We start from the raw sequence: 24,365 nt of genomic DNA on the forward strand, positions 1-24,365 counted from the left end.
CCATCCCGCCGAGCATACAGGCCTCGGAAGAACCAATGGTGTTGGTGCCAACGGCCTGACCGTTTTTCGGCGCAGGCGCGTGCCACAGATCAGCAACCATGTTTACGCAACGCAGGTCAATTGCTGCGGACTGCGGATATTCTTCTTTATCGATCCAGTTTTTATTGATCGACAGATCCATCAGCTTATGAACATTTTCATCGTCCCAGGTCTGACAAAATGTGGCGAGGTTTTGTCGGGCATTGCCATCCAGGTATAATTCATCATTGATAATCTGGAAGGCGATATCATCGCGCATTTCATGCAGCGGAAAACGTTTCGATTCCGCGATAGTGGAAATAGATTTCGCGCCAAAACGTGAATCGAGTAGTTCAGACCTTAAATCCGTTACTTGCTTCTTATCCATTTCAAACTCCTTAAAATGATTGGAACGCATTAAAAAAAGTAGGATTTATTGATAAAGTAAGCAAGCGTAAAGGCCTCGGTTTCAAATAACAAAATCCTAATTTTATTTTGTTGTTTGAAAATGGATTTTTTATTTTGACAAGTAAAAACAATAAGATAGGAAGATAATCAATGATAACATCACTCTTTTTATTGTTATTTTAGTCCGTTCTATTACCCTCCGAAATTATCACATAAAAATTGGCCTTTAAAATATCATTATTAGTTCGCGGTTAATTTTTTGAAAAACTTTCAAAGGTTGTCAAACAAACACGTTAATTATACAGAATACCCCGCCAACAAAGTTGGCGGGGGTAAGTTATTATTTTGGCAGCAATACTCCAGTGTAGGTATTCGCGGTTTTACTCAGATATTCTTTAACTGTAGCATTAACATTTTCCACAGTCATATTCTTTAACACTTTCTCCTGCGTCATCCACACAGCAGGATCATCATATTGAATAATACTATTCACAATAGTGTTCGCTGATTGCTGAACGCTATTTTGCTGAATATCGAGGCTGCGTTGAATATTTTGCTGATATTCGTCCAGCTCTTGCTGACTGATCCCTTTAGTCAGACGTTTAGTCATTACCTCATTCGCCAATGTTAACAGTTCGCTATGACGTTCAGGTTGACAGGTGAAAGCCAGCAAATGACTGATATCTTTGGCCTTAGGATCAACAGAGAGACGAGAAGAAACGCTGTATGCTCCGGATGCCTGTTCACGAATATTTATCCGCAGATCTTTTGCCAATGCGACGTTGAATGCATCCAGTGCCATGCGTGTCGCCAGGTTAATAGGTGTGTGGGGATCATACCGCGTCCACTGTGAAACTTGTGCTACAGGTTCATTTTGTTCTTTTACAGTAACAGCCGCGTTACCCGTCGCGCGGGTTAATGGTTTACCTGCTGCCAATGCTGAATCAGAACGTTTGATTGATCCTAAGTAACGCGTAATTAACGGCAGGAGTTTGTCTTCTGCCACATTACCGACAATCACAAAAGTGATATCTGCTGGGGAAGAAAACAACTGACGATCGGCAGCCAATGCGTCTGCGGCAGAAAACTGTGCAATCTGTTTTTCTTGCAGTAATTTCGTGCGCTCATCGGCATAGCGTGTTTCGTACATCTGCTGAGCGAATTTCTCTGCCGGGCGTTGATCGAGCGTTCTCAACGCTTGAATTTGAGCATTTTGTAACGATGACCAAATGTTGTCGTTAATTGTGCTGCGGGTGATCCGCTGGTTAATTAACTGAAAACCGGGTTCAGGATTATTAGCCCGTGCGCTAACAGACAGTAGTGTATTCAAGCCACTGACTTTACTGCTCATGGTCACTGAGTTTTCTGCGCTCCAGCGTTTCAGGCTGGAAGAGGAGAGATCGCCAACTCCGCTACCGCTAACGGCTTTATTTGCCAGCGCAATAAGTGATTTTTGTCCCGCAGGGAAACTCAAATCGCCTTTATCAGAGACGGCAATAATTTGCAGCTTTTCTTCTTCGCCCGTAGATTTTGCCAGAATGACGTTTGCGCCATTAGAAAGGGTCAGTGACGTCAGATTTTCAGCCAGTCTTTTTTGGCTGGTTATTTTTGCTTGCGGATCAGCGTTTACCGTTAAAGATAAATTTCTGCCAGGGAAGACATAAGCCGCCAGTTTTTTGTTGGCATATTCATTTTCCAGCGCCGTAATGGCTGCAGGAGATAATGCATTTTGGGCTGCAGTATCATTGTTGACCATTTGTTCCCAAAATGTGTCCTGGTTCTTTCTTAATTGCTGCCATTTTTTCGCCAGGCTTTGCACGGTAATTTGTGGCCACAGGCGTTTAGAAAGCTGGTATGTCTCTTCCGGTGAAAGGAATGGCGTATTATTTAACGAGCTGGATGCCAGGCGGCTGGTCAGCATCCGCAGATCGCGTTCAGCCTGTTGCTCAGCCGCATTTTTCAGCCAGGTCAGACGGGTGGCTTTTACATCATCAAGCTCTGCAACGGAAAAACCATGTTGGTCGATAGTTGCCAGTTCTGCCATTAATGCATTCGCAGCATCCTGCATATTATCGTCCCGTGCATTTACACGGAAAAACAGCGACTGATAATCAGGCGCAATTTTAATACTGCGCGCGGTGCCACCGGAAATAGTCTTCAACTCACCGGACTGGATCCGTTCCAGCAATCGCTGATTAAACAACTGGACCAACATGCTCCATTCTGCCTGTTCGACAAAGCTTTGTTCATCGGTCACCTGAACCATTGGCATGCGATAATAGAGTGCGATACCGTTCACCCGATTTTCTTTATCATTAATGATATTAAAGCGCCGGCGGTTTTCTGCTTCCGTTGGCCATACGCGATTTTCAGCCGCTTTGTTTGCCGGAAGTTTACCTAAATTTTCCTTTATCAACGCCAGCGCTTCTTTACTGTCGATATCACCAACGACGATAAAGGTCATATTATTCGGCTGATACCAGCGTTGATAAAATTGGCGCAGTTGTTCCGGCGCGACCGTTGCGACAATATCCATCAAACCGATCGGTTCACGGTCTAAATTGCGTGTATTTGCCAACAGGAAAGGGCGACGCGCCTGAGATGTGCGCCATTTAACATCCTGATGCGCGCGCCATTCCTCGGTAATTACGCCACGTTCAGCGTCTACTTCGTGTTTTTCAAAGGTGGCGGCATTGCTCCATTCACTGAAGATTGCCATCACTTTTTGCAAATTTTGTTTCTGCGTTGTTGGCAAACTTACCTGATACACCGTTTCGTCATAGCTGGTATAGGCATTAACATCGCGGCCAAAACGCAGCCCCATCGATTCAAAAGTTTCGATGACTTTATTACCAGGCCAGCTTTTTGTACCGTTAAACATCATATGCTCAACAAAATGCGCCACGCCGCGCTCGTTGTCCTCTTCCTGCAATGAACCGGTATGAATTTGCAACCACAAATTCACTTGATCCTTAGGGTGTGAATGTGGATAGATCATATATCGCAAGCCATTTTCCAGTTGCCCGGTAATTAACTTGTCATCCTGTGGTAATGCCGCGGCAATAAGTCGTCCAGGAAGCAACAACAGTGTTGCCACTAAAGTCAGTAAGAAACAGAGGTTTCTCATAATCATCTCCATGCGAAAACCAGGTGAATTTACCCGGTAAAGTAAAATCCGAAGTTTTAAAATTTCATGCTGACATCAAGCCAGAAAGTACGACCGCTGGCGTAAGTCGCCACACCGGCGGTTGTTGTATCAACAGCGGTTTTGCTATCCAGCACATTCAGAATGTCGGCGCTAATCGTCAGGTTTTGCTGCTTAAGAAATTGGGGTGTCCAGGATAAACGGGTATCCCAGGTCAGGCTGTTATCCAGTTTCTCGTCAACGTACTGCTTGTAATCTGAATATTCGCTGATGTATTGCGCGTTCGTCTTACTCAGAATGATGCGAGCTTTGCGTGCTTCTTGCCAGGCCAGTGTATTCGCCCACACCAGTCCGCTTGGTTGATGAGTGAAATCCATATTTAAGGAAATCTTTAACGGGTTATTAAAATCCGCCAGCGGGACGCTGTCATAAGAGACAAGTTTACCGTTGTAAACTACCTTGTTATCATCGGTATTGCTCTCTTCATAACCATTATTCAATGACAAATTGCCTTTGCTCTTGATATAGCTGAAGACAATTTGCGGATTAATAGCCACCTGGCTGACATGCAGAGGTTCTGTCAGTTCAAAACTCACGTTGAACGAATGGGTTTTAGTTTTACCGTCATTGTTATACTCAGTAATCGTTGTTTTCGTTGCGCTGTCGGTACGACTACTTTTACTGATTTGATCATGCGCCTCACGGTAAACATAGTTTGCCCGCGCAATAACGTTATTACCGATCTTTTGCTGCAAACCTATTGCCAGTTCGTCATTATAGGGTGTTTTCAAATCCTGATAACGGGTGAGCGTTTTATTGCCTGAAATTGATTCTGTCCAACTATTACGGATGTCTCGTAACCCCATATCGAGAATATTTCCGCCATAATAGCGGTTATATCCGGCGGTAATTATTGAGGTTTGATCAGCGAAAATATCCCATTCCGTCATAAAGCGGGGAGAGATATTGTGGTTTGACAGGTAGTTGTCATAGTCATAACGCACGCCAGGCATCAGCGACACATTGCGCCAGCTAATACGATCCGCGATGTACAGCGTGTAGTTGTCAATTCCAAGGCTACCTTTACCTTTATGGTAAATGGTATGGTTAGTTTTCTTTCCTGCGGCATTAATTACATAAGATTCAGACTGATTATGGCGTTCAGTCCATGCATCGGAATAGATGTATTCCGCACCGAAGTAAGGCTGATGCGAGAAATTGCCCACTTCAACTTTTTGCCAGTCAAGTCGTGTTTTGAAGGTGTAATTATCAACAGCCTGCGAAATATGCCCCAGCCCGCCACGGGTGCAACGTCCTGTAATATCACCATATGTGCATGAGAGTTCGGTGTACCAAATGTCATGGTCGTGACGGGTATAGTCACTGATATGATCCCAGCCGACAGTGGTATGCAGTTTGGCCCATACGAGTTGTGTGTCCATATCCCATGCCAGGCCATAAGATTTGTTGCCCATTTCTCGGTCAGACTCGGGGAAGGTGCTGGTATTATAATCCCGGCGAGAACCGGTATATTTAAAGGTTAAATCGTGGGTAAAACGCTCACTGGCAAACCAGGTAAATTTACTTAATGCTGTATCGATAACGTTTTTATACTGCGCCCGACCTGCAACAATACCGTCATTCGAAACATAATCTGCGCGGATAATGTCAGACTGGCGGCGGGAGAAACCAGCAGTCACGCCAAAGTTATCAGTGAGTTCCTGATTAAATGACAAGGTGTAAAAGTTCTTTTTAAAGTCGGGAGAATAATAAGTACTTCCTGAAGACCCCTGGTTAAATGCATTCTTGTTATTCTCATCGATATGAGACGTTAACCAGTCCGAACGCGTTGTGCGATAACTCAGCTTTACGCTGTCATCATCAGCATTAAAGCGTTTGATCCTTGCATCTATCACCCCACCATTAAAGTGACCAAATTCAACCGGAACAAAACTGTCATAAAGCGTGACATTGTCCAGTAAGCTGACATCAAGATAATAACCCTGTGACATCCCGCTAATATTGGTTGCACTGCTGGCATCCGATTCATTCGCCGGGTTCAGGTTATTGGTGGCGCTAATACCATCAATCAAATAGGCATTCTGGTAGGGCGATGCACCGTGAATGGATATTTTCTCCGGGCGGATCTCCCCCTGATTCAACGAGGTGCTTTGCGTTGAATCCATACGCACCGCTGGGTTTGTTTTTAATAAATCGCTGATATTGCCATTACCTGTCGGTAAACGCTCGATGCTTTCACTGGTGTAATGCGTGTTACCGTTTACGGGCACAGGGACAGGGGCATAGACTGTCATCTCTTCAAAAACAGGCATATACTTGTCTTTGTCGTCGACGGCCTGCGCCATATCAGCGCCAGCGCCACATAAAATGACGCCAGAAATAAGAACTCGCTTCATTTATTTTTATCTCCGTATAGCAGGGCATTTATCGTTTTTATAAAACCGCGCTAATGTCACAAATATCATCCGCCAGATCCCAAACACCAGGCTGATGGGTCACCATAATCACACCGCTTTCAGGTAATTTTTCGCGCACTAAACGCAGTAAACGGATAGCCTCTTGCTCCTCCAGATGTGACGTTGCTTCGTCGAGAAATATCCATTTCGGACGTCGTAAAATTAACCGAGCCAGCGCAATACGTTGTTTTTCGCCGCTGGAAAGAATATCTCCCCAACGATCGTGGTTATTAATGCGCGTAGCCAATTTACCCAGCCCAACCTGATGCAACACCTCGCTCAACGGCTCATCGTCTATAGGGTGCGGAAGTGCTTTACAAATGTTCTCTTTCAGTAAGCCGGTTTTGATTAACGGCGTTTGTGACACATACCAACTGTCTGCAGGAGAAGAAATATCACCTTTAAACCACGGCCAGCAGTGGGATAATGTTTTAAGCAGCGTTGTTTTTCCCGCACCAGAGTATCCTTTCAGCAGTAGCCATTTGCCTGGAGAAACATGAAAGTTCAGGTTTTCTAATATGACTTTATTATCGGGGGTACGGATACTGGCATCAGCAACCTGAACGGCATGATCGCAATTTTTGGGTTTATTTGTCGGGCGCTGTTCAGTAAGTTGATGAAATTCATACAACCGGTCGATAACCGCTGCCAGCTCTGCAAGTTCATCGTATTTATAAATAAACCAACTCAGATTGTTGGATACCAACATAAATGCCTGACGTGATTTCATCAGCCCACCTAAATTGATCTGCCCGCTGATAAACTGCGGTAGCAATAGAAAGTAGGGGAGAACACTAAGCGAGCGTGAATAAACATTCTGCCAATAGTCAAGCCAACGCTGACGATTCATTAAACGGTGCCAGTTGTCTTTTATTGTATGAAAATTGTCGCTCAACTCCTGACGTTGCAGCGTTTCAGCATTGCTTAACGCAATTAACTCCGCTTGCTTATTATGCTGCACAAGGTTAGTTCGAAAAGTCGCTTCGCTACGTTGCTTCTCCACATTAAGCGGGCGGATACGTTTACCCACTTTATGGGTAAACAACGTGCCACCAATAACAATGAGCACGACGGTATAAACCATATAACCCTGGATATTCCACTCCGTTCCACCAACCGTGAATGAGAGTGTCCCCGCGCTTTGCCACAGAATAACGGTGAAGGTAATCAGCATACTCAGTGACTGAATGAATCCGAATGAAAGGCTAAGTGTTTTGCTGATCAATAGAAGGATATCTTCAGCGATACGTTGGTCAGGATTATCGGTATTCTTATCCTCGCCGTAGATCTGTGTGAAGTAGTAGTTTTTATCTGTAAACCAACGATTGAGGTAGTAATCTGTTAACCATTCGCGCCAGCGAATAGTCAGTAGTTTAATTAACCATGTTTTGTTAACGGATATTAATACGAAGATCCCCAGCAGAGCAGGAAACCACAGGACAAGCTGCCAAAGTTTATCGGTTTCTTTCTGGCTTAGCGCATTGAAAAAATCATTGTTCCAGTCATTCAACCAGACCTGAATTTTAACCACGCCAAGGATCATGGCGAGGATAATAATGATTAATAATACTGAAGTTTTATTATTCTTACGTAGCCAAAAAGGCTTCAGCAAGCAGAGGTACTTTGCAATTAGCATACAAATGGTAATGGGAACAATTATCATTAACGAAATTTGATTGTGCCACCCAATGATTGGCTATAGCAATGATTTACTGATGAAATTTACTTAAGTGTCTGTAACTATATGATATATATTGATAATTGTTGTTGTGCTGGTTACTTTCATGCCCTTGATTATCAAGAGTATTGCAAAAGCATGTCTGAAGACGCTCCTCCAGAACAACAGATAATGATGGCTGAAACCCCCGGCCTGAGTCTGTGCCGGGTGTTCTGCTGAAGTCGTAAGAAGGATGATATGACCGGAGTGAATGCAGGAGTATTATTTATTACTCTCCATTCGTTTTGCGACATCCATAATGTGATAGAGGGGGACTTTATTTTTAGCGAGTTCAACCATTGCATTCATATATGGCACCATAGTTGTAAATAGGATTTTATAACCTTCACAGAAGTACGATACTACCTCATTATTCACTTTTGTGATGCGATGTTTAGGACAACCACCATTACAAATTGGCTTGTAAACACATTGCTGGCATTTTTTTGATATCAACTTTTTTTGTGCAGTCAACTGCACGCTTTTCATCGTTTTTAGTGCAGCGTTATTGATGTTGCCAATTTTATACTGCGGGTAGACAAAATGATCGCATTCATAAATATCACCATTACTTTCCACTACCAGATTGTCTTTACATGACTCCTGGAAAATACAGCTAGTATGCCCATTTCCCAGAAAACGGCTGACAAAACTTTCAAACTGGCGGATGAATATTTCACCAACATCATTTTTAACCCACTGCATAAAAATAGCTGACATAAACTTGCCATAGGCGGTGGGTGGAACAGAAAAATCGATGATACTGAACGTATTCTCACCATTGCCCGTAAAATCTACATTCGGTGTCCCCGTCTCCAGTAGTTCTATAAACTGCATATGCTTACTACCGATAGATTTTAAAAAGTTATAAACCTCAAGAGGATGTTGGACGTTAATATTGTTAATGACAGTTAGCGTATTAAACTCAACCTTATACTTCTTCAGACGATCAATTGCCGTCATGACTTTTTCAAATGTCCCATTACCAGAATTACTGCGTCTGTAACGATCATGTAATTCTTGCGGGCCATCAATTGAAATACCGACCAGAAACTTATGCTCTTTGAGAAAGGCGCACCATTCATTATTCAATAAAATACCATTGGTTTGTAACGCATTATGAATACCTTTTCCCCCAGCATAGCGTTGTTGGTAGTGAATAACCTTACGAAAAAAATCAAGACCCGCGAGAGTAGGTTCGCCGCCTTGCCAGGTAAAATAGACCTGTTCACCTGAGGCAGCAATGTATTGTTTAATGAACTCTTTCAGAGTGCTGTCATCCATCCATTTTTCATGACTAAATTGCGACTCTTTTTCAAGATAAAAACAGTAATCACATTTGAGATTACATTGAAAACTGGAGGGCTTGGCTGTCACGTGCATTGCTATCTCACTCAATAAGGCGGCGGAAAATCTCCGCCGCATAAGGGGTTAGTTATTTGGCATCGCTAAGTGCTTTCTTAATATTGTTAAACTTCTCCTGATTCACCTGACTAAGCGGCGGTTGGCTGCTGTTGATAAACTCGCTTACCACACCTTGCATCTCTTTAACAACTTGTGGTTTAGCAGCAGCGAGATTCTCTTTTTGTTGTAGATCGGTGAGTTTGTACAAACCTAACTGGTTATTTTCCACGGTATAGACAAGAGAGTAATCATTATTTCTCACCGTATAAGAGAACTGGCTTAAGTCCTCGGTATTCGGATTGTGAGGATAATCATCTGACTCATGGCGGACAAATTTATGGTAATTATCCCAGAATGGAATATTTTCCTCATCAAACCAGTGAGAGTAGGACGTTACCCAGGTCAGGTTTTTATGGGGTTCGCCTTGCTTCTTATCTTGCAACCACGGGAGTAATGAAACGCCGTCCAGTTTAAGATCTTTTGGAATGTTGATATCGGCAGCATCCAGAGCAGTAGGGTAGAAATCCATAGCAGAAATTAACTTGTCATAATTTCCTGGCTGAAGTTTTCCTTTCCACCACATGAACATCGGCGTATGCGTTCCGCCAGGATAAGTCTGACTCTTATAGCCTTTTTGCGCACCATTTAGCGGTAGTGGGCCATCGATGACCGCACCATTATCAGACGTAAAGAGAATAATGGTGTTGTCGTACTGACCATTTTTCTTCAACTGTTCGAGAATCCGTTTTACACCTTGATCGACGGAGTAAACCGATGCGTAGTAATTATCTGCAGTTTGGCTACCGGTATTGAATTGCTTCTGATATTGCTCCGGTGCTGGATTGTCATTCGGCAGATGCGGCGCGTTATAAGCCAGATAAAGCATAAATGGTTGGTCGAGTGCTTTAGCCCGGTCAACAACACCAATTGCTTCGTCCGTTAACTGATCGCTGATATAACCCTTGGCAGGTACGCGTTCACGATTTTTGAACAGCGAAGGTGAGTTGTAATAGGCTGTTCCCGCTGCATGGAACCCCATAAAGTAATCGAAGCCGCGGTTTTGTGGTTGCCATTCTTCCGCGGAGAATGTGGTGAAGTTGTCATGATAGTCACGGGTTTGTTTATCTTCCGGAACCGGGACATTACTGATTTTAGACAGATGCCATTTACCCACAGCCGCGGTGTAATAGCCATGATTCTGGAATAATTCGGGCAGGAAAGTTTCGGTCAGGGGAATACCATCCTGAGCATCGGTATTGGAGTAAACACCAAAACGGGCAGGCGCTCGGCCCGTCATAATTGCAGCACGGGATGGACCAGAAACACCGTGAGCGACATAACCATTAGTAAAACGTACACCTTCATCCATTAAAGAAAGAAGAGTTGGCGTTGATTTTTGAGCCGCTTCGATGGCTTTATCAATACCTATTTTGTAGGTATTGACAACTTCCCTGTTTTCCATTGTTTTTGGATCAAAAGACCCTTTATCAAACGGTAGTTGTCCATACCCAAGATCATCCATGGTCAGTACGATAATATTCGGCTTTCCTTCGGTACTGTATTCAGTCGGCGTAAAATCCGAAAAAGCCACGTTAGTTTTTGTTGCTTTCAGTTTTACATCTTCTGCTGCATGAGCCGCGAATCCGGCCATACCAGATGCCAGTATTAAGGATATGGATGTGCTCACAACACTTTTTTTTAGTGCAGACGTCATAAAATTTCCTCTTTTTATTGTACTTAATTCCAAAGTAATTTTACGAAGAAAAATAAGTGAATGTAAGTGAAGTAAGTCACATTAAGGGACAGTAGATTTGACTAAAAATAAGCAAACTAAAGGCCATAATTGGTTGACAAATGAAAGATGTTAACTAAGTAAATTCTGATCACCAAATAACTATCATCTTGAAAAGATTAGATATTTTTTGGTGTTGGGCGCAATGCAAACATTATTGCTTCATATTTTTTATTGCAACTTTCCACTCCGGTGCATAAAGTTGTGATGTTCATCACAATATAAACTGATGCGTCGGGAAGATAAAAAGAGGGGCGCTTATAGATACTTTATTAATTAAGCGTTCTAATGCATGCTTTTATTTTATAATTTAAATGTTCTTGCTATTTTATCTCCTTATCACTGTGAAATATATTTCTATCAATAAAAGCCAAATTAGCTCTACCACAAAAAATATTTCATCTCACGCTGTTTAAATAATGAAGTTGCTTTGATTTTTTAGCAAAAAATAGAACGTAAGAATCTATTTTACGGCTTGCACAAAAAGCTAAATTTGCACTCACAAACAAAAATATAATCCCGGCCCTGTCATCCGGCGAGTAGTCGCAACCACTGAATATTCAGGGTGACGATGCGCTTTCTTTCATAAAGGTATTTCCTTTTCTGCGGAAAAGGAAACCGGGAAATACCCGGTTTTTCTGACAAGCAAACGTTTTATTTGCGTTTGCTTATGTTCGTTAATTCGTTCATCAGGAAATTATCTCAATGTCACGTTTAAAAAAGGCTTATAAACAACCACGTTTTCGTTATTCAGCCCTGGCCCACTGCGTGGCGTGGGCAAACATCTCTATTCAGGTTCTTTTCCCACTGGCTGTTACCTTTACACCGACAATGACGGCGCGAGCGCATAATGCGGCTCTGCCACGTCTAAGTACGGAAAATACTGCGGTTGCTACTGACAATAATGCAGACAAAAACATCGCGTCGTTTGCCGCGAATGCCGGTAAATTTTTAAGCAGTCAGCCGGATAGCGATGCGACACGCAATTTTGTTACCGGAATGGCCACAGCGAAGGCTACTCAGGAAATCCAGGAGTGGCTTGGCAAATATGGTACGGCTCGAGTCAAATTGAATGCCGATAAAGATTTCTCGCTGAAGGACTCTTCGCTGGAAATGCTTTATCCAATTTATGATACCCCGACAGATATGCTGTTCACTCAGGGGGCAATACATCGTACCGACGATCGTACTCAGTCAAATATTGGTTTCGGCTGGCGTCATTTTTCAGGCAATGACTGGATGGCGGGGCTGAACACATTTATCGATCATGATTTATCCCGTAGCCATACCCGCATTGGTGTTGGTGCGGAATACTGGCGCGATTATCTGAAACTGAGCGCCAACGGTTATATCCGGGCATCTGGCTGGAAAAAATCGCCGGATATTGAGGATTATCAGGAGCGTCCGGCTAATGGTTGGGATATCCGCGCCGAGGGCTATTTACCGGCCTGGCCGCAGCTTGGCGCAAGCCTGATGTATGAACAGTATTATGGCGATGAGGTAGGTCTGTTTGGTAAAGATAAACGCCAGAAAGATCCACATGCCATTTCTGCCGAGGTGAACTATACGCCAGTGCCTCTTCTGACACTGAGTGCAGAGCACAAACAGGGCAAGAGCGGTCAGAATGACACTCGCTTTGGCCTGGAAGTTAACTACCGGATTGGCGAACCTCTGGAGAAACAACTCGATACGGATAGCATTCGCGAGCGTCGGGTACTGGCAGGCAGCCGCTATGATCTGGTTGAACGTAATAACAATATCGTTCTTGAGTATCGCAAAGCTGAGGTGATCCGTATTGCCTTGCCAGACCGTATTGAAGGTAAGGGCGGGCAGACGGTGTCTCTTGGCCTCGTGGTCAGCAAAGCAACTCACGGCCTGAAAAATGTGCAATGGGAAGCGCCGTCTTTGCTGGCCGCAGGCGGTAAAATTACCGGTCAGGGTAACCAGTGGCAAGTGACGCTCCCGGCTTATCGTGCAGGCAAAGACAATTATTACGCGATCTCTGCGGTCGCATACGATAACAAAGGCAATGCCTCGAAACGCGTGCAGACAGCGGTGGTCATTACCGGAGCGGGTATGAGCGCCGATCGTACTACGTTAACGCTTGATGGCCAGAGCCGTATCCAAATGCTTGCTAACGGGAGTGCGCAAAAGCCGCTGGTTCTGTCTCTGCGAGACGCCGAGGGACAGCCAATCACGGGCATGAAAGATCAGATCAAAACTGAACTGACGTTTAAACCTGCCGGAAACATCGTAACGCGGGCCCTTAAGTCCGCTAAATCACAGGCACAGCCAACACTGGGTGAGATCACCGAAACAGAAGCCGGGGTGTACAAGTCTGTCTTCACCACCGGTACGCAATCAGGTGAAGCAACCATTACTGTGAGCGTTGATGGCATGAGCAAAACCGTCACGGCTGAACTGCGTGCCACTATGATGGATGTGACAAAATCGACTCTGAGTGTGAATGAGACGTCAGGTGATGTAATTGCCGATGGTCAGAAATCTTACACGTTGACGCTTACTGCGGTGGATACCGATGGCAACCCGGTGGAGGGAGAAGCCAGCCGTTTGCGCTTTGTTCCACAGGACAACAGCGGTGTTACCATTGGCACCATTTCGGAGATAAAGCCGGGGGTCTACAGCGCCACGGTTTCTTCGACCCGTGCCGGAAACATTGTTGTGCGTGCCTTTAGCGAGCAGTATCAGTTGGGCACGTTACAACAAACGCTGAAGTTTGTTGCCGGACCGCTTGATGCAGCGCGCTCAACCATCACTCTGAACCCGGATAAACCGGTGGTTGGCGGCACGCTTGCGGTAACCTGGGCGGCAAAAGATGCCTATGACAACCCAGTGACCGGCCTTACTCCAGATACACCGTCATTAACGGGTGCAGCCGCTGCGGGTTCTTCAGTCTCAGGCTGGACGGATAATGGCGACGGGACGTGGATCGCGCAAATTTCTCTGGGTACTACGGCGGGTGAATTAATTGTTATGCCGAAGATCAACGGTCAGGATGCAGCAGCTAATGCGGCTAAAGTGACTGTGGTAGCTGATGCTTTATCTTCAGGCCAGTCGAAAGTATCCGTTGCAGCGGATCGCATTAAAGCAGGGGAAAGCACGACAGTGACGCTTGTGGCAAAAGATGCGCATGGTAACGCTATCAGCGGTCTTTCCCTGTCAGCAAGTCTGACGGGTGCCGCGTCTGAAGGAGCGACCGTTTCCAGTTGGACTGAGAAAGGCGACGGTTCCTATGTTGCTACGCTGACTACCGGCGGAAAGACGGGTGATCTTCACATCATGCCGCTATTCAACGGCCAGCCAGCAGCCACCGACGCTGCGCAGTTGACCGTTGTTGCGGGGGATCAGGCGGTTTCTAACTCAACGTTGACGGTAAAAGATAGCGTTCTTGCTGTTGAAAGCGCAACGGAACTGACTTTCTCCGCCAGAGATCAGTTTGGAAATGCGCTTACCGATATCGACACTGCTAAACTTGGCGTATCGCTTTCCGGTGATGCCGCGTCTGGTAGTTCGGTTACAGGCTGGAGCCATAAAGGCAACGGCGAATACACGGCTATTCTGCGTTCGGGAACACGGGCAGGCGCGTTGAACATTATGCCGCAGATTGATGGCAAAAACGCTACAGCAAAGGCAACTCCGATTAATGTTAAAGCGGGTACTGTTTCGGTTGACCACGCGGAAATGACGGTATCGAAAACGTCGATTACCGTTGGTGAAAGCGTCACACTGACGCTGACGATGACGGATAAATACGGCAACGCAATCACCGGCATTACGCCTGAAACACCACAATTTGGTGGTGATGCATACAACATCAACCAGCAGCGTCCATCCGTCAGTCAGTGGACGGATAAGGGCAATGGAACCTATACGGCGGTGCTGACTGCTGGCGCAACGGGAGTTGGTGAGCTGACTATCATGCCGCGAGTTGATGGCTCTGACGCTCTGAAACAGGCGGTTTCTGTCACCATTGCCGCCGGGGAGATGTCATTAGTGAACTCCACGTTCGTAGCTGATAACGATGCCCCGATGATCAAAACAACGACACAACTGATCTTCACGGCGAAGGATGCGAACGGTAACCCAGTCAGAGGTCTGAAACCTGATGCTCCAGAAATTAGTGGCGCAGCCAGCACAGGGACGGAGCAACCTTCGGCAGGAGCCTGGACGGAACAAAGTGATGGCACTTATGTTACGACGTTAACTATAGGCTCTGCAGCCGGCCAACTGGTTATCTGGCCGCGGGTGAATGGCAAAGATGCTGCTTCGCAACCGCTATTGCTGAACGTTGTGGGTAACGCATCTGAGGCTAACATTCACGATATTTCAGTGAATGTTGATAACCAACTGGCTGATGGACAGTCTGCCAACAAGGTTACTCTGACCGTAACGGATTCCTATGGTAACCCGTTGCAGGATCAAACTGTAACGCTGACTCTGCCGGAGGGAGTGAGCAGTAAGACGGGGAATAAGGTAACAACGAATGCTGCAGGTAAAGCCGATATTGAGCTGATATCAACCGTTGCCGGGGAACACAAAATCACGGCTTCGGTGAAAAACTCCCAGAAGACTGCCACGGTGAAGTTCAAAGCGGATGCCAAAACTGGCCAGGCAAGCCTTCAGGTTGATACCGCCCAAAAAGCAGCAAACGGCAATGATGCCTTTACGCTGACGGCAACTGTTGAGGATAAACACGGCAACCCTGTTCCCGGAACTATGGTCGCCTTTAATCTTCCCCGGGGCGTCACACCGCTTAATGACGAGAGTACCTGGGTGAAGACTAACGATGAAGGTAAAGCCGAGCTGCGTGTTGTTTCTGTGGTTGCAGGAACGTATGCAATCACAGCCACGGCAGGAAATGACCAGACTTCGGATGCGCAGAGCATCACGTTTGTGGCCGACAAGGCTACGGCAACCATCTCGAACATTGAGGTGATTGGCAACCGCGCACTGGCAGATGGTAAAGCCAAACAGACTTATAAAGTCACGGTTACTGATGCCAATAACAATATCGTGAAAGATAGTGAAGTGACGCTGAGCGCCGAGCCAGCAACGTTAGACCTGGAGCCGAACGGGACTGCAACAACCAATGAGCAGGGGCAGGCTGTATTCACCGCCTCTACCACTAAAGCGGCGATATATACGCTAACCGCGAAAGTGAATCGGACTGACGGTCAGGTATCGACGAAAACAGCCGAATCCAGATTCGTCGCGGATGATAAAAATGCGGTACTTGCGGTCTCTCCTGAACGAGTAGAGTCTCTGGTGGCAGACGGGGTGGCGACCGCAACACTGGAGATCTCTCTGATGTCGGCAGGCAACCCTGTTGGGGGGAGTATGTGGGTCGACATTCAGGCTCCGGAAGGGGTGACGGAGGATGATTACCAGTTCCTGCCATCGAAAGCCGATCATTTTGTGAGCGGAAAAATCACGCGTAAATTCAGTACTACTAAGCCAGGGGTATATACATTCACATTCAACACTCTGACGTATGGTGGGTACGAAATGCAGCCAGTGACGGTGACAATTAACGCAGTGGAGGCTGCTACTGAAGAAGGTGAGGAGGCAATAAAATAATTTCTCCAGGAATGAAAAATTCGCTGTAATAAAGAATAATGGCGTTGACACACACAACGCCATTATTTACTGAACACCTACCCTGATACTGATTAGACAGTAGCAGGGTAGGGTAATCCTCAATGAGATATAGATACAGGCTAAGCCGGGCGAACGGGGATAAAAATTTCGCAAACAACATAGTTGTTATTCTTTTCTACAAAAGTTTCATTGCAGTAAAAACGTTCGATATCACAACCGTTTACTCTGACTAACCCCCTGGCAGGCAGTTCTATCAGATAGAGGTTCCGCACCCAGTTCGCATAATACTCCCAATCTCCTTCATAGCGGAAAGAGGCATAAAGCCCTCCAGCCGTTATCCATTCCTTTGGCATCTCCGTATCCGCATGGTCGCATACTGTACCGGCGAAGGTTTCAACTGTGAGCAAATCTACCGATTTTGTAGATGGTGTATATGTTGAGACGTAATAGATATCCGTCTTCAAATTCTGAAGACATCTGGATAAATGATTACGCCGCAGTTTTACTTCTTCATCTGGTGGTTTGTTAGAGATTTCAATGTCATATTTAAATGAATTACCCCAAATACGTGTCTCAGGTAAATTGATTAATCTGCAATCAGTCTTTTGGTACTGACGCGTTAATAAAGGAGGCAAGATGTTGGTGAGATCCCAAAAGTCACGGAGCCGATATTCTCTGGGAGAACATCCAAACAACTTTTTAAATTCGCGGCTGAATGACTGCTGTGAATCAAAATGCAAAGATAGTGCAATATCAAGCATTGATTTAGCTGTAAGTCTGACAAGAATGGCTGCCCGACAAAGTCTTCGTTTGCGGATGTATGATCCCAGGGGCATGTGCATGAAGTTTTTGAACAGAAGTTGAATATTGCGTCTACTGTAGCCAGATTTCTGTGCGATATCTTCGATTGAGATAGGGTGATCGAGATTGCACTCAATCCACTCCAGGAGCTGCTGTAAAATCTTCTGCCTGATCATAACATTCTCCATTTATCTTTAGTCACTTTGCACATTTTCCTTGCGACAATGACTTTGAGTATATCAAAAACAGAAATGCCCGAGGCTAAACAAACGATTGATAGTGCATCTTCATTTTGCCGGGTAATCGTGAATGCCATAAAAGTGGTTTTGGCCAATAACATGGGGGAGGTGTCATGAACATCACGCTATGAGGTGGCCACAGTGGCTGAGTGCATTCTGATACTATTCATTTAACATAATATATATTATGCGCACCAAGGTTATAACTGCAATATTCTAATGTTGCGCGGCTAGGTTTTCCCTGGGCTTGTTATGTTGTGATCCCAGGATGCTGCCGGTACTTCACCGGACTCATTTTTCGCGGTCGAGATTGTCTTGCTCGCTAAAACCGGCCAAACCCCATATCTCACTTAATTCCATATTCTCGGCTTAACCGACCGTGCAACCTCAACACATTGGTTTCAATTGCCGTCAACACGTTCTCCGGAAAATCTGCCGGTAATGAAGCCTTCACGTTATCCAATGCTGCGGGAATCATTCTGGCAAAGTCACTCAGGATTTCATGCATCTGCACTTCCGGAAATTTCAGTGCCTTTGCTGTCGCCAAAAAATGTCGCGGATATATTTTATCGATTTCCGTTTTTCTGCCTTTGGATGCGTTAAGCCCCATTGCCAGTTTGAGATCGCTGATATGTATTCCCGCGCCACCCAATACCGGAAATGCTGAAATGATGTCGTAAAATGGCGTGAGTCGATAACTGCCACCGGCCTGGATAAACACTGAGAAATGCACCAGTCATTGCCCATTCTGAGCAGCGCAGTCTTCTCCTGCGCGCCAGCAACCGAGATGCGAAAGTCATTTTCCTCCCTAATCATGCCTAGCGGGATATCTGCTTTATAAGCCGTTAATACTTCTTCAAGTCTGGCTTCAGTAAGCTTTTCCCATACCATTATTGGGCGCGTCACGGTTTCGTCTTCTGGTAATAACGTCACGGCGCCAACGCTATCTCGCCCTATTTCTGACAATAAATCAAACGGTTGCCTGGATTTAGCATGATAACGTTTAACGATGCGGTCGCGTACAATCGGGCTATCGGGTAACAGGTTATCGAAGAAGTTAAATACAGCATCAGAGGTGATATTCCCCCTCTGCAATGGCAGCGAAAGCGACAATGGCCTGGCATAACGGTTGGCCAACCACTCCGGCGCATACTTAAAGGTATGGGCACCGTTGGTCAGCTTCGTCAACTCGCCTACCCGCTGGTTGTTCATCCACGTGACAAGTTTTGGCATTACCACTCCAGATCTTGCTGATCGGTTGATTCTGGCGAGTCATTTTTCGTGTCGCATAGCGTCATCGAGAGATTAAGTGACTGTAATATCTTAAAAAATGTCGTTAGTGTGGTGTTGTCAGGGTTATTTTCGAAATTGGAAATAGTCGCCTGTTTTATGCCGATTTTTTTCGCCAGCTCGCTCTGCGTCCAGCCATTTTGCTGACGAACCAGTTTCATTGCATTTGCTAATTGCGTTGGGCTATAGATCATCGGAAAGCTCATCATGCCATACATCCACAAGAATTTTATCCGCTTTAGGGGATATTTTCAGTTTTATCCTTTAGTGAGGATAAAGTCAATCTGTAAACGCATTTTATCCGCTCTACGGGATAAACACTGCGATATCCCCGATCGCGGATAAAATGGAGGATTTAAAAAACGGCACTGACGTGCCATTTGAGGTTGCTGATTTAAGCTGCATTACAAGCCTCATCACAGCGATCTCACCATTCTTGATGTACACTCGCGGCAAGTCTGGCACTTCGGGATCAGGCGCCTTTTCCCATGATTATATTTCTTTTCAATTTAATGGCATTCCTCAGTTCGATATTGAATTTAGCCTCGTCACTGAGGTTGTCCTTAAGATCAAGCGCAATGCGTTTTAATTCCGTAAATGCAAGCGGTCTTTGCCCATGTAAAAATTGAACGCCAGAACGTTCATAATACTTATCAATATGCTTTAACCTGTATTTTGCTAATTTTCTTATTTCACCTATAGACCCCTGCTGCCCATTGTCTATTAGGCGGTTGATTGTATACTCAACAAACTCTTTTTTATCTTCTCCGAAATAACTTAAAACTAACGGAAGTAAGAATCTTTGCATACAGATATCATATGAAAAAACCATAGAAAAATCGGAACCTAAAAGATCACAAGCCCCATCGAAATCGTTATATATAAAGATATAACGGTAAAAATCCTTAAACCTACTAATTATGCTTGCGTCGGTAACTTTATTTGCGCCAATATAGCAGCCATAAGGACTTCCTTTTGCAAAGTCAATGTTTTCTGTTGATTTGAAACTATCACATCCAGCGACTATAGCGAGTAGATTATTCATTGTATGTTTGTTTATCATTAAAAATAGATCATTCATCTCACTCCAGGATATATACTTTTTAATGCCAGGGAAAAACATTCCCTCATCGGGTGAGCCATGACACTCAAAATGCACTATCGGGATTAAACCTTTTTTTATGACTCCTTTTTCCAGCTCCTTAAAGAAAGATATTAGCATGGGGATATTATGGATCTTAACAAACACAATGGGGATGGGGACTTTCAAGCTTGAGATCGATTTAAATAGTTTTGAAGCGGTATTGCTTTTAAGTGTTATATCATCTGGTCTATTGGTGTTAATTTTGATGTCACTCGAGGAGTCAAGATCTTCATCACCTAAAACATCGATGATATATATAATGTTGAATGCAAATTTTCTCGTCATATTTTATATCGCTATATCCGATAGAGTTAGCGTCCAAAATGCCAGGAGTTTCACACAAAAAACTTCAAACCTGGTTCCTGTCCTAAGGATATCAAAAAAAAGTCACTTTGTGATTATTCACTATCCACAGATAGATATTAATTTTGAATATATTGCATGTTAATATATTTATATGAAATGAATAAAAACAACAAGAAGGAGGATTTATTTGTTTTAAATTGATTTTATGCGAAATTTACTCTTCCCTACCCCGTTAGGCTCTAATATTTTATTGATTAATAAATATCTCTGATGAATCTTGACCAGCACGTAGTCAATCACTTTTAGGTATCCTTGATTTAATGCGCGTGTTCGGTGGATTGATGACGTGAGGCGAATTCATCAATTTTATCTACACTTGGGTTAACGCGCTGACGGGAGTAAAAAAATGGCTGACTGGAACCCTTCTTTATATTTGCACTTCACCGCCGAACGGTCGCGACCAGCGGTAGAACTGCTTGCCAGAGTTCCTCTGGAAAACGTCCGGCAAATAGCCGATCTCGGCTGCGGCCCAGGCAACAGCACCGCCCTGCTACATCAACGTTGGCCAACGGTAAAAATTACTGGCATTGATTCGTCTCCGGCGATGATTGCTGAAGCGCGTGCAGTGTTGCCAGAATGTCAGTTTGTTGAAGCAGATATCCGCAATTGGCAACCGGATCACGCATTCGATCTGATTTTCGCCAACGCCTCGTTGCAATGGTTGCCTGATCATTACGAACTGTTTCCACATCTTGTGTCGTTACTCAATCCGCATGGCGTACTGGCGGTACAAATGCCGGACAACTGGCTGGAGCCGACACATGTATTAATGCGCGAAGTCGCCTGGGAGCAGCATTATCCGGATCGTGGACGCGAACCACTGGCAGGCGTTCATGCTTACTACGATATTCTGAGTGAAACCGCATGTGAGGTTGATATCTGGCGAACCACCTACTATCACCAGATGCCATCTCACCAGGCGATTATTGACTGGGTGACCGCCACCGGATTACGCCCGTGGTTGCAGGATCTGACTGAGAGTGAACAGCAGCATTTTCTTACGCGCTACCATCAGATGCTGGAAGAGCAGTATCCACTGCAGGAGGATGGTCAAATACTGCTGGCATTTCCGCGCTTGTTCATTGTTGCCCGGCGAACAGAGTAATTGTTACGTCAACTGGTAATGGCGGTCGGGAAGAATCTTCGGCGGGATCTCCGTTTCATCGTTCATCTGCAACAGGTCAATTTCAATAGCGTTGCAGATGGCATCCAGCGGTAAATCATTGTTTTCTGTACCGAACGGGTCTTCTAACTCTTCCGCCAAACAATCAAGCGAAATGAAGGTGTAGGAAATCAGTACTGAGATAAAAGGCGTCATGTAATGCAGATCCACGACCAGCGCGAACGGTAGCATGATGCAAAACAGGTAAACGGTACGATGCAAAATGAGTGTGTAAGCAAAAGGAATTGGTGTATATGCGATGCGCTCACATCCTGCCAGCACCGCAGAAATATCATTGAGCCGATCGTTCAGACTAATAAATAGAATGTCAGAAAGTTGCCCATTCCGGCGCTGAACTGCTAACCACTTCCCCATCATCAGCAAAATATGATTAGCTGGGGAGTTTGTAGCCTGCACCCGCTGAAGATCTTCTTCATTGAGGTAATGTGCCAGCACTTTTGCCTGTGGCAGTTTGCGTAATGTCATGCGTAAACAGTGAGCAAAGGCAATTTGTAGCCGGACAAACTCCTTTACGCTTGCTGAATCGGGCAACGTCGTTTTTACTTCACGCAATAATGACCGTGAGGCAATCATCAACTGTCCCCACAGTTTGCGCGCTTCAACATAACGAGCGTACCCCGCGTTATTACGAAACCCCAGAAAAATGGCGATAGCAACACCGAGAATGCTGAACGGCGCGAGGGTAAATTTGATGCCCAGATGCGTATACCAGGGCAGCATGAAAATAACCGCGATAGAAAAAAGAAAGTTGAGTAGCAAGCGCGAGGATATTTTGGATAATACTGAACCGTGCCAGACAAAAATACGGCGCAACCAGTGTTGTTGTGGGCGAACAATCATGATTATCTTCAAACATGGAAAAGTCGCCCTATTAAACGTGATTGCGATCACGTTCTCAAGTGTCAATTTACAAATTACCTACAAGACTACAACAATCACAGATGCGCCATGTGGCACCTGGTTATGATAAGGGTATATAGGATGTTGTAACTAATAATGCATAATAACAAACCCGGCCGAAACCGGGTTCAGAGATTGCGCCGTTAATTGCCTGATGCGCTGCGCTTATCAGCGCCTCCAACTAGCTATGTGATTTCAGTTAGTTGGAAAAGTGCGGCAGGATGCAGCATAAATGCCTTATCCGGCTTACAAAATAATGCAATTATTAGCACAACGGACGTACAGCTTCGCGCATCCCTTTTTCCAGAATCGCATCCAGGTCATTGGCCACCTGCTCTACCAGACCAGGCACTTGCGTCAGATCCTGCTCCCAGTGGTCTTTTTCTGCCAACACAATAGCAACCAGTGCCTGGGTGTCGATGACACGATCACGATGCTGACTCCACAATTGCTGATAACACTCCAGCCAGTGAGCATCATCCTGCACCGGATAGGTTTCACCGTTACGCTCACCGCGATAGAATGCAATCAGTGCCGCTAACGCGAAAGTGAGACGAGCCGGGAGTTTACCATTCGCCTTCTGCCCTGCCAGCAACTGCGGCAGGATGCGGGTACGGAACTTGGTCATACCGTTGAGCGCAATGGACAGCAACTGATGCTTAATGTACGGGTTACGGAAACGTCCGGTGACTGCACTGGCGAAAGATTCCAGCTCATCTCGCGGCAGATCCAGTACCGGAATAATCTCTTCATAAATGGCTTTTTCAACGAATGCACAGATTTCTGCATCGTTCATCGCTTCGCCTACAGTATCCAACCCAGCCTGAAACGCCACCGGCACCAGCGCGGTGTGAGCACCATTAAGGATTGCTACTTTGCGCTCTTTATACGGTTTAATATCGTCAACAATCAGTACGTTGAGCGGATATTTATCCAGACGCAATTCAGACGCTAAGGATTTCGGTCCCTGAATCACAAACAGGTAAAAGTGTTCAGCGGTGTCGAGGAAACCATCGTGATAACCGAGTTCTTCTTCCAGTTTCGCTACTTCATCACGCGGATAACCGGTAACGATACGGTCCACCAGCGTAGAACAGAAGCTGTTAGCTTTATCCAGCCATTGAACAAACGCTTCCGGTAGCTGCCACTCTTGCGCATAACGCAGCACCAGTTCACGCAGCGCATCACCATTATAATCAATCAGTTCACACGGAATGATGATCCAACCTTTATCCAGCGCACCGTTGAAATGGCTAAAACGTTCGAACAGCAAACGCGTCAGTTTTGCCGGATAGCTTACCGCTGGCGCATCATCAAATTTGTCGCCCGCATGATAGCTGATGCCCGCTTCGGTGGTGTTAGAGAAGACGAAACGCATTTCCGGATTGTGCGCCAGCTTCAGGAATTCATCGTAGTCACCGTAGACGCTAATTTCACGGTTTACAGAACGAATCAAACGCGCATCGCTGACTGCTTCGCCCTTCTCATTCAGGCCACGAATAATGGTGGTGTACAAACCATCCTGAGTGCTAAGTGACGGCGGGAATGAAGTTTCAATCGGACGAACAACGACCACACCAGAATTCAGATCGGTGTGCTCATTCAGGAGATCAATTTGCCAGTCAACAAAGGCGCGCAGAAAGTTACCTTCACCAAACTGAATGATACGTTCTGGATACTGTGCACCGGGAAAATCGCGACGATTTAGTGTTTTCACAATGGGTTCCCTTTTGATTAGTCATACAACCTGTTTGAATTGGTATAACAGATTAGCAAACTTTAATACGCTGAACCCCTGTTTTGATCAACTCGTGGTGATTAATTAGCAGGTTTAAGAGAAAAATGTGGCGCAGATCATGGTT

Annotated in this window: 13 protein-coding genes and 1 pseudogene; 2 read left to right on the forward strand and 12 right to left on the reverse strand. The window is 45.2% G+C overall.

Annotated elements, in window-relative coordinates; translation table 11 throughout:
- The 6 genes from A9587_RS01985 to A9587_RS02010 form a co-directional block, all read right to left on the reverse strand.
- The coding region (locus A9587_RS01985) for a pyridoxal-dependent decarboxylase (RefSeq protein ID WP_105281894.1) at positions 1–406 on the reverse strand (406 nt) is incomplete at its 3' end.
- 360 nt (positions 407–766) lie between these two features.
- Positions 767–3,553: a M16 family metallopeptidase gene (locus A9587_RS01990; protein ID WP_172953839.1), complete on the reverse strand. Its 2,787-nt coding sequence runs from the start codon at positions 3,551–3,553 to the stop codon at positions 767–769.
- A gap of 56 nt (positions 3,554–3,609) precedes the next feature.
- Positions 3,610–5,988, reverse strand: coding sequence for a TonB-dependent receptor plug domain-containing protein (locus tag A9587_RS01995; RefSeq protein WP_105263184.1), 2,379 nt, complete (start codon positions 5,986–5,988; stop codon positions 3,610–3,612).
- A 37-nt stretch (positions 5,989–6,025) separates the two neighbouring features.
- Positions 6,026–7,711, reverse strand: coding sequence for an ABC transporter ATP-binding protein/permease (locus A9587_RS02000; protein ID WP_105263185.1), 1,686 nt, complete (start codon positions 7,709–7,711; stop codon positions 6,026–6,028).
- Positions 7,712–7,987: 276 nt separating this feature from the next.
- Positions 7,988–9,148: an anaerobic sulfatase maturase gene (locus tag A9587_RS02005; RefSeq protein ID WP_105263186.1), complete on the reverse strand. Its 1,161-nt coding sequence runs from the start codon at positions 9,146–9,148 to the stop codon at positions 7,988–7,990.
- 52 nt (positions 9,149–9,200) lie between these two features.
- Positions 9,201–10,883: a sulfatase-like hydrolase/transferase gene (locus A9587_RS02010; RefSeq protein ID WP_001516373.1), complete on the reverse strand. Its 1,683-nt coding sequence runs from the start codon at positions 10,881–10,883 to the stop codon at positions 9,201–9,203.
- Positions 10,884–11,666: 783 nt separating this feature from the next.
- On the opposite strand from A9587_RS02010, the gene A9587_RS02020 reads away from it, so the two are divergent.
- Positions 11,667–16,559, forward strand: coding sequence for an invasin domain 3-containing protein (locus A9587_RS02020; protein WP_105263187.1), 4,893 nt, complete (start codon positions 11,667–11,669; stop codon positions 16,557–16,559).
- Between the two features lie 140 nt (positions 16,560–16,699).
- On the opposite strand, the gene A9587_RS02030 is transcribed toward A9587_RS02020, so the two are convergent.
- From A9587_RS02030 to A9587_RS02045, 4 genes and pseudogenes are all read right to left on the reverse strand, one after another.
- Complete coding sequence (locus tag A9587_RS02030) at positions 16,700–17,557, reverse strand: helix-turn-helix domain-containing protein (RefSeq protein ID WP_123057469.1); 858 nt, start codon at positions 17,555–17,557, stop codon at positions 16,700–16,702.
- A 409-nt stretch (positions 17,558–17,966) separates the two neighbouring features.
- Positions 17,967–18,853: pseudogene (locus A9587_RS02035) on the reverse strand (HipA N-terminal domain-containing protein).
- Positions 18,853–19,119 (reverse strand): type II toxin-antitoxin system antitoxin HipB, encoded by a 267-nt coding sequence (hipB, locus tag A9587_RS02040; RefSeq protein WP_001516368.1) that lies wholly within the window; start codon positions 19,117–19,119, stop codon positions 18,853–18,855. The pseudogene A9587_RS02035 and the gene hipB overlap by 1 nt, the downstream one beginning before the upstream one ends.
- Before the next feature lie 263 nt (positions 19,120–19,382).
- Positions 19,383–20,339 (reverse strand): hypothetical protein, encoded by a 957-nt coding sequence (locus A9587_RS02045; protein WP_000197006.1) that lies wholly within the window; start codon positions 20,337–20,339, stop codon positions 19,383–19,385.
- A gap of 427 nt (positions 20,340–20,766) precedes the next feature.
- On the opposite strand from A9587_RS02045, the gene tam reads away from it, so the two are divergent.
- Complete coding sequence (gene tam, locus A9587_RS02050; RefSeq protein ID WP_016262005.1) at positions 20,767–21,525, forward strand: trans-aconitate 2-methyltransferase; 759 nt, start codon at positions 20,767–20,769, stop codon at positions 21,523–21,525.
- Between the two features lie 3 nt (positions 21,526–21,528).
- On the opposite strand, the gene A9587_RS02055 is transcribed toward tam, so the two are convergent.
- Both A9587_RS02055 and uxaB read right to left on the reverse strand, forming a co-directional pair.
- Positions 21,529–22,443, reverse strand: coding sequence for a bestrophin family protein (locus A9587_RS02055; protein WP_001516366.1), 915 nt, complete (start codon positions 22,441–22,443; stop codon positions 21,529–21,531).
- A 325-nt stretch (positions 22,444–22,768) separates the two neighbouring features.
- A complete protein-coding gene (gene uxaB, locus A9587_RS02065; RefSeq protein WP_016248689.1) occupies positions 22,769–24,220 on the reverse strand; it encodes a tagaturonate reductase in 1,452 nt (483 codons plus the stop codon).
- Between the last annotated feature and the right edge of the window lie 145 nt (positions 24,221–24,365).

Source organism: Escherichia sp. MOD1-EC6162 (genome assembly GCF_002965125.1).
Taxonomy (GTDB): domain Bacteria; phylum Pseudomonadota; class Gammaproteobacteria; order Enterobacterales; family Enterobacteriaceae; genus Escherichia; species Escherichia marmotae.

What these genes read in the sequence shown, in the direction of transcription:
- A9587_RS02030 (WP_123057469.1), bottom strand. Translation starts at nt 17,557, where the DNA reads ATGATCAGGCAGAAGATTTTACAGCAGCTCCTGGAGTGGATTGAGTGC.
- A9587_RS02010 (WP_001516373.1), bottom strand. Translation starts at nt 10,883, where the DNA reads ATGACGTCTGCACTAAAAAAAAGTGTTGTGAGCACATCCATATCCTTA.
- A9587_RS02005 (WP_105263186.1), bottom strand. Translation starts at nt 9,148, where the DNA reads ATGCACGTGACAGCCAAGCCCTCCAGTTTTCAATGTAATCTCAAATGT.
- tam (WP_016262005.1), top strand. Translation starts at nt 20,767, where the DNA reads ATGGCTGACTGGAACCCTTCTTTATATTTGCACTTCACCGCCGAACGG.
- A9587_RS02020 (WP_105263187.1), top strand. Translation starts at nt 11,667, where the DNA reads ATGTCACGTTTAAAAAAGGCTTATAAACAACCACGTTTTCGTTATTCA.
- A9587_RS01995 (WP_105263184.1), bottom strand. Translation starts at nt 5,988, where the DNA reads ATGAAGCGAGTTCTTATTTCTGGCGTCATTTTATGTGGCGCTGGCGCT.
- A9587_RS02000 (WP_105263185.1), bottom strand. Translation starts at nt 7,711, where the DNA reads ATGATAATTGTTCCCATTACCATTTGTATGCTAATTGCAAAGTACCTC.
- A9587_RS02055 (WP_001516366.1), bottom strand. Translation starts at nt 22,443, where the DNA reads ATGATTGTTCGCCCACAACAACACTGGTTGCGCCGTATTTTTGTCTGG.
- hipB (WP_001516368.1), bottom strand. Translation starts at nt 19,119, where the DNA reads ATGATGAGCTTTCCGATGATCTATAGCCCAACGCAATTAGCAAATGCA.
- A9587_RS02045 (WP_000197006.1), bottom strand. Translation starts at nt 20,339, where the DNA reads ATGACGAGAAAATTTGCATTCAACATTATATATATCATCGATGTTTTA.
- A9587_RS01990 (WP_172953839.1), bottom strand. Translation starts at nt 3,553, where the DNA reads ATGAGAAACCTCTGTTTCTTACTGACTTTAGTGGCAACACTGTTGTTG.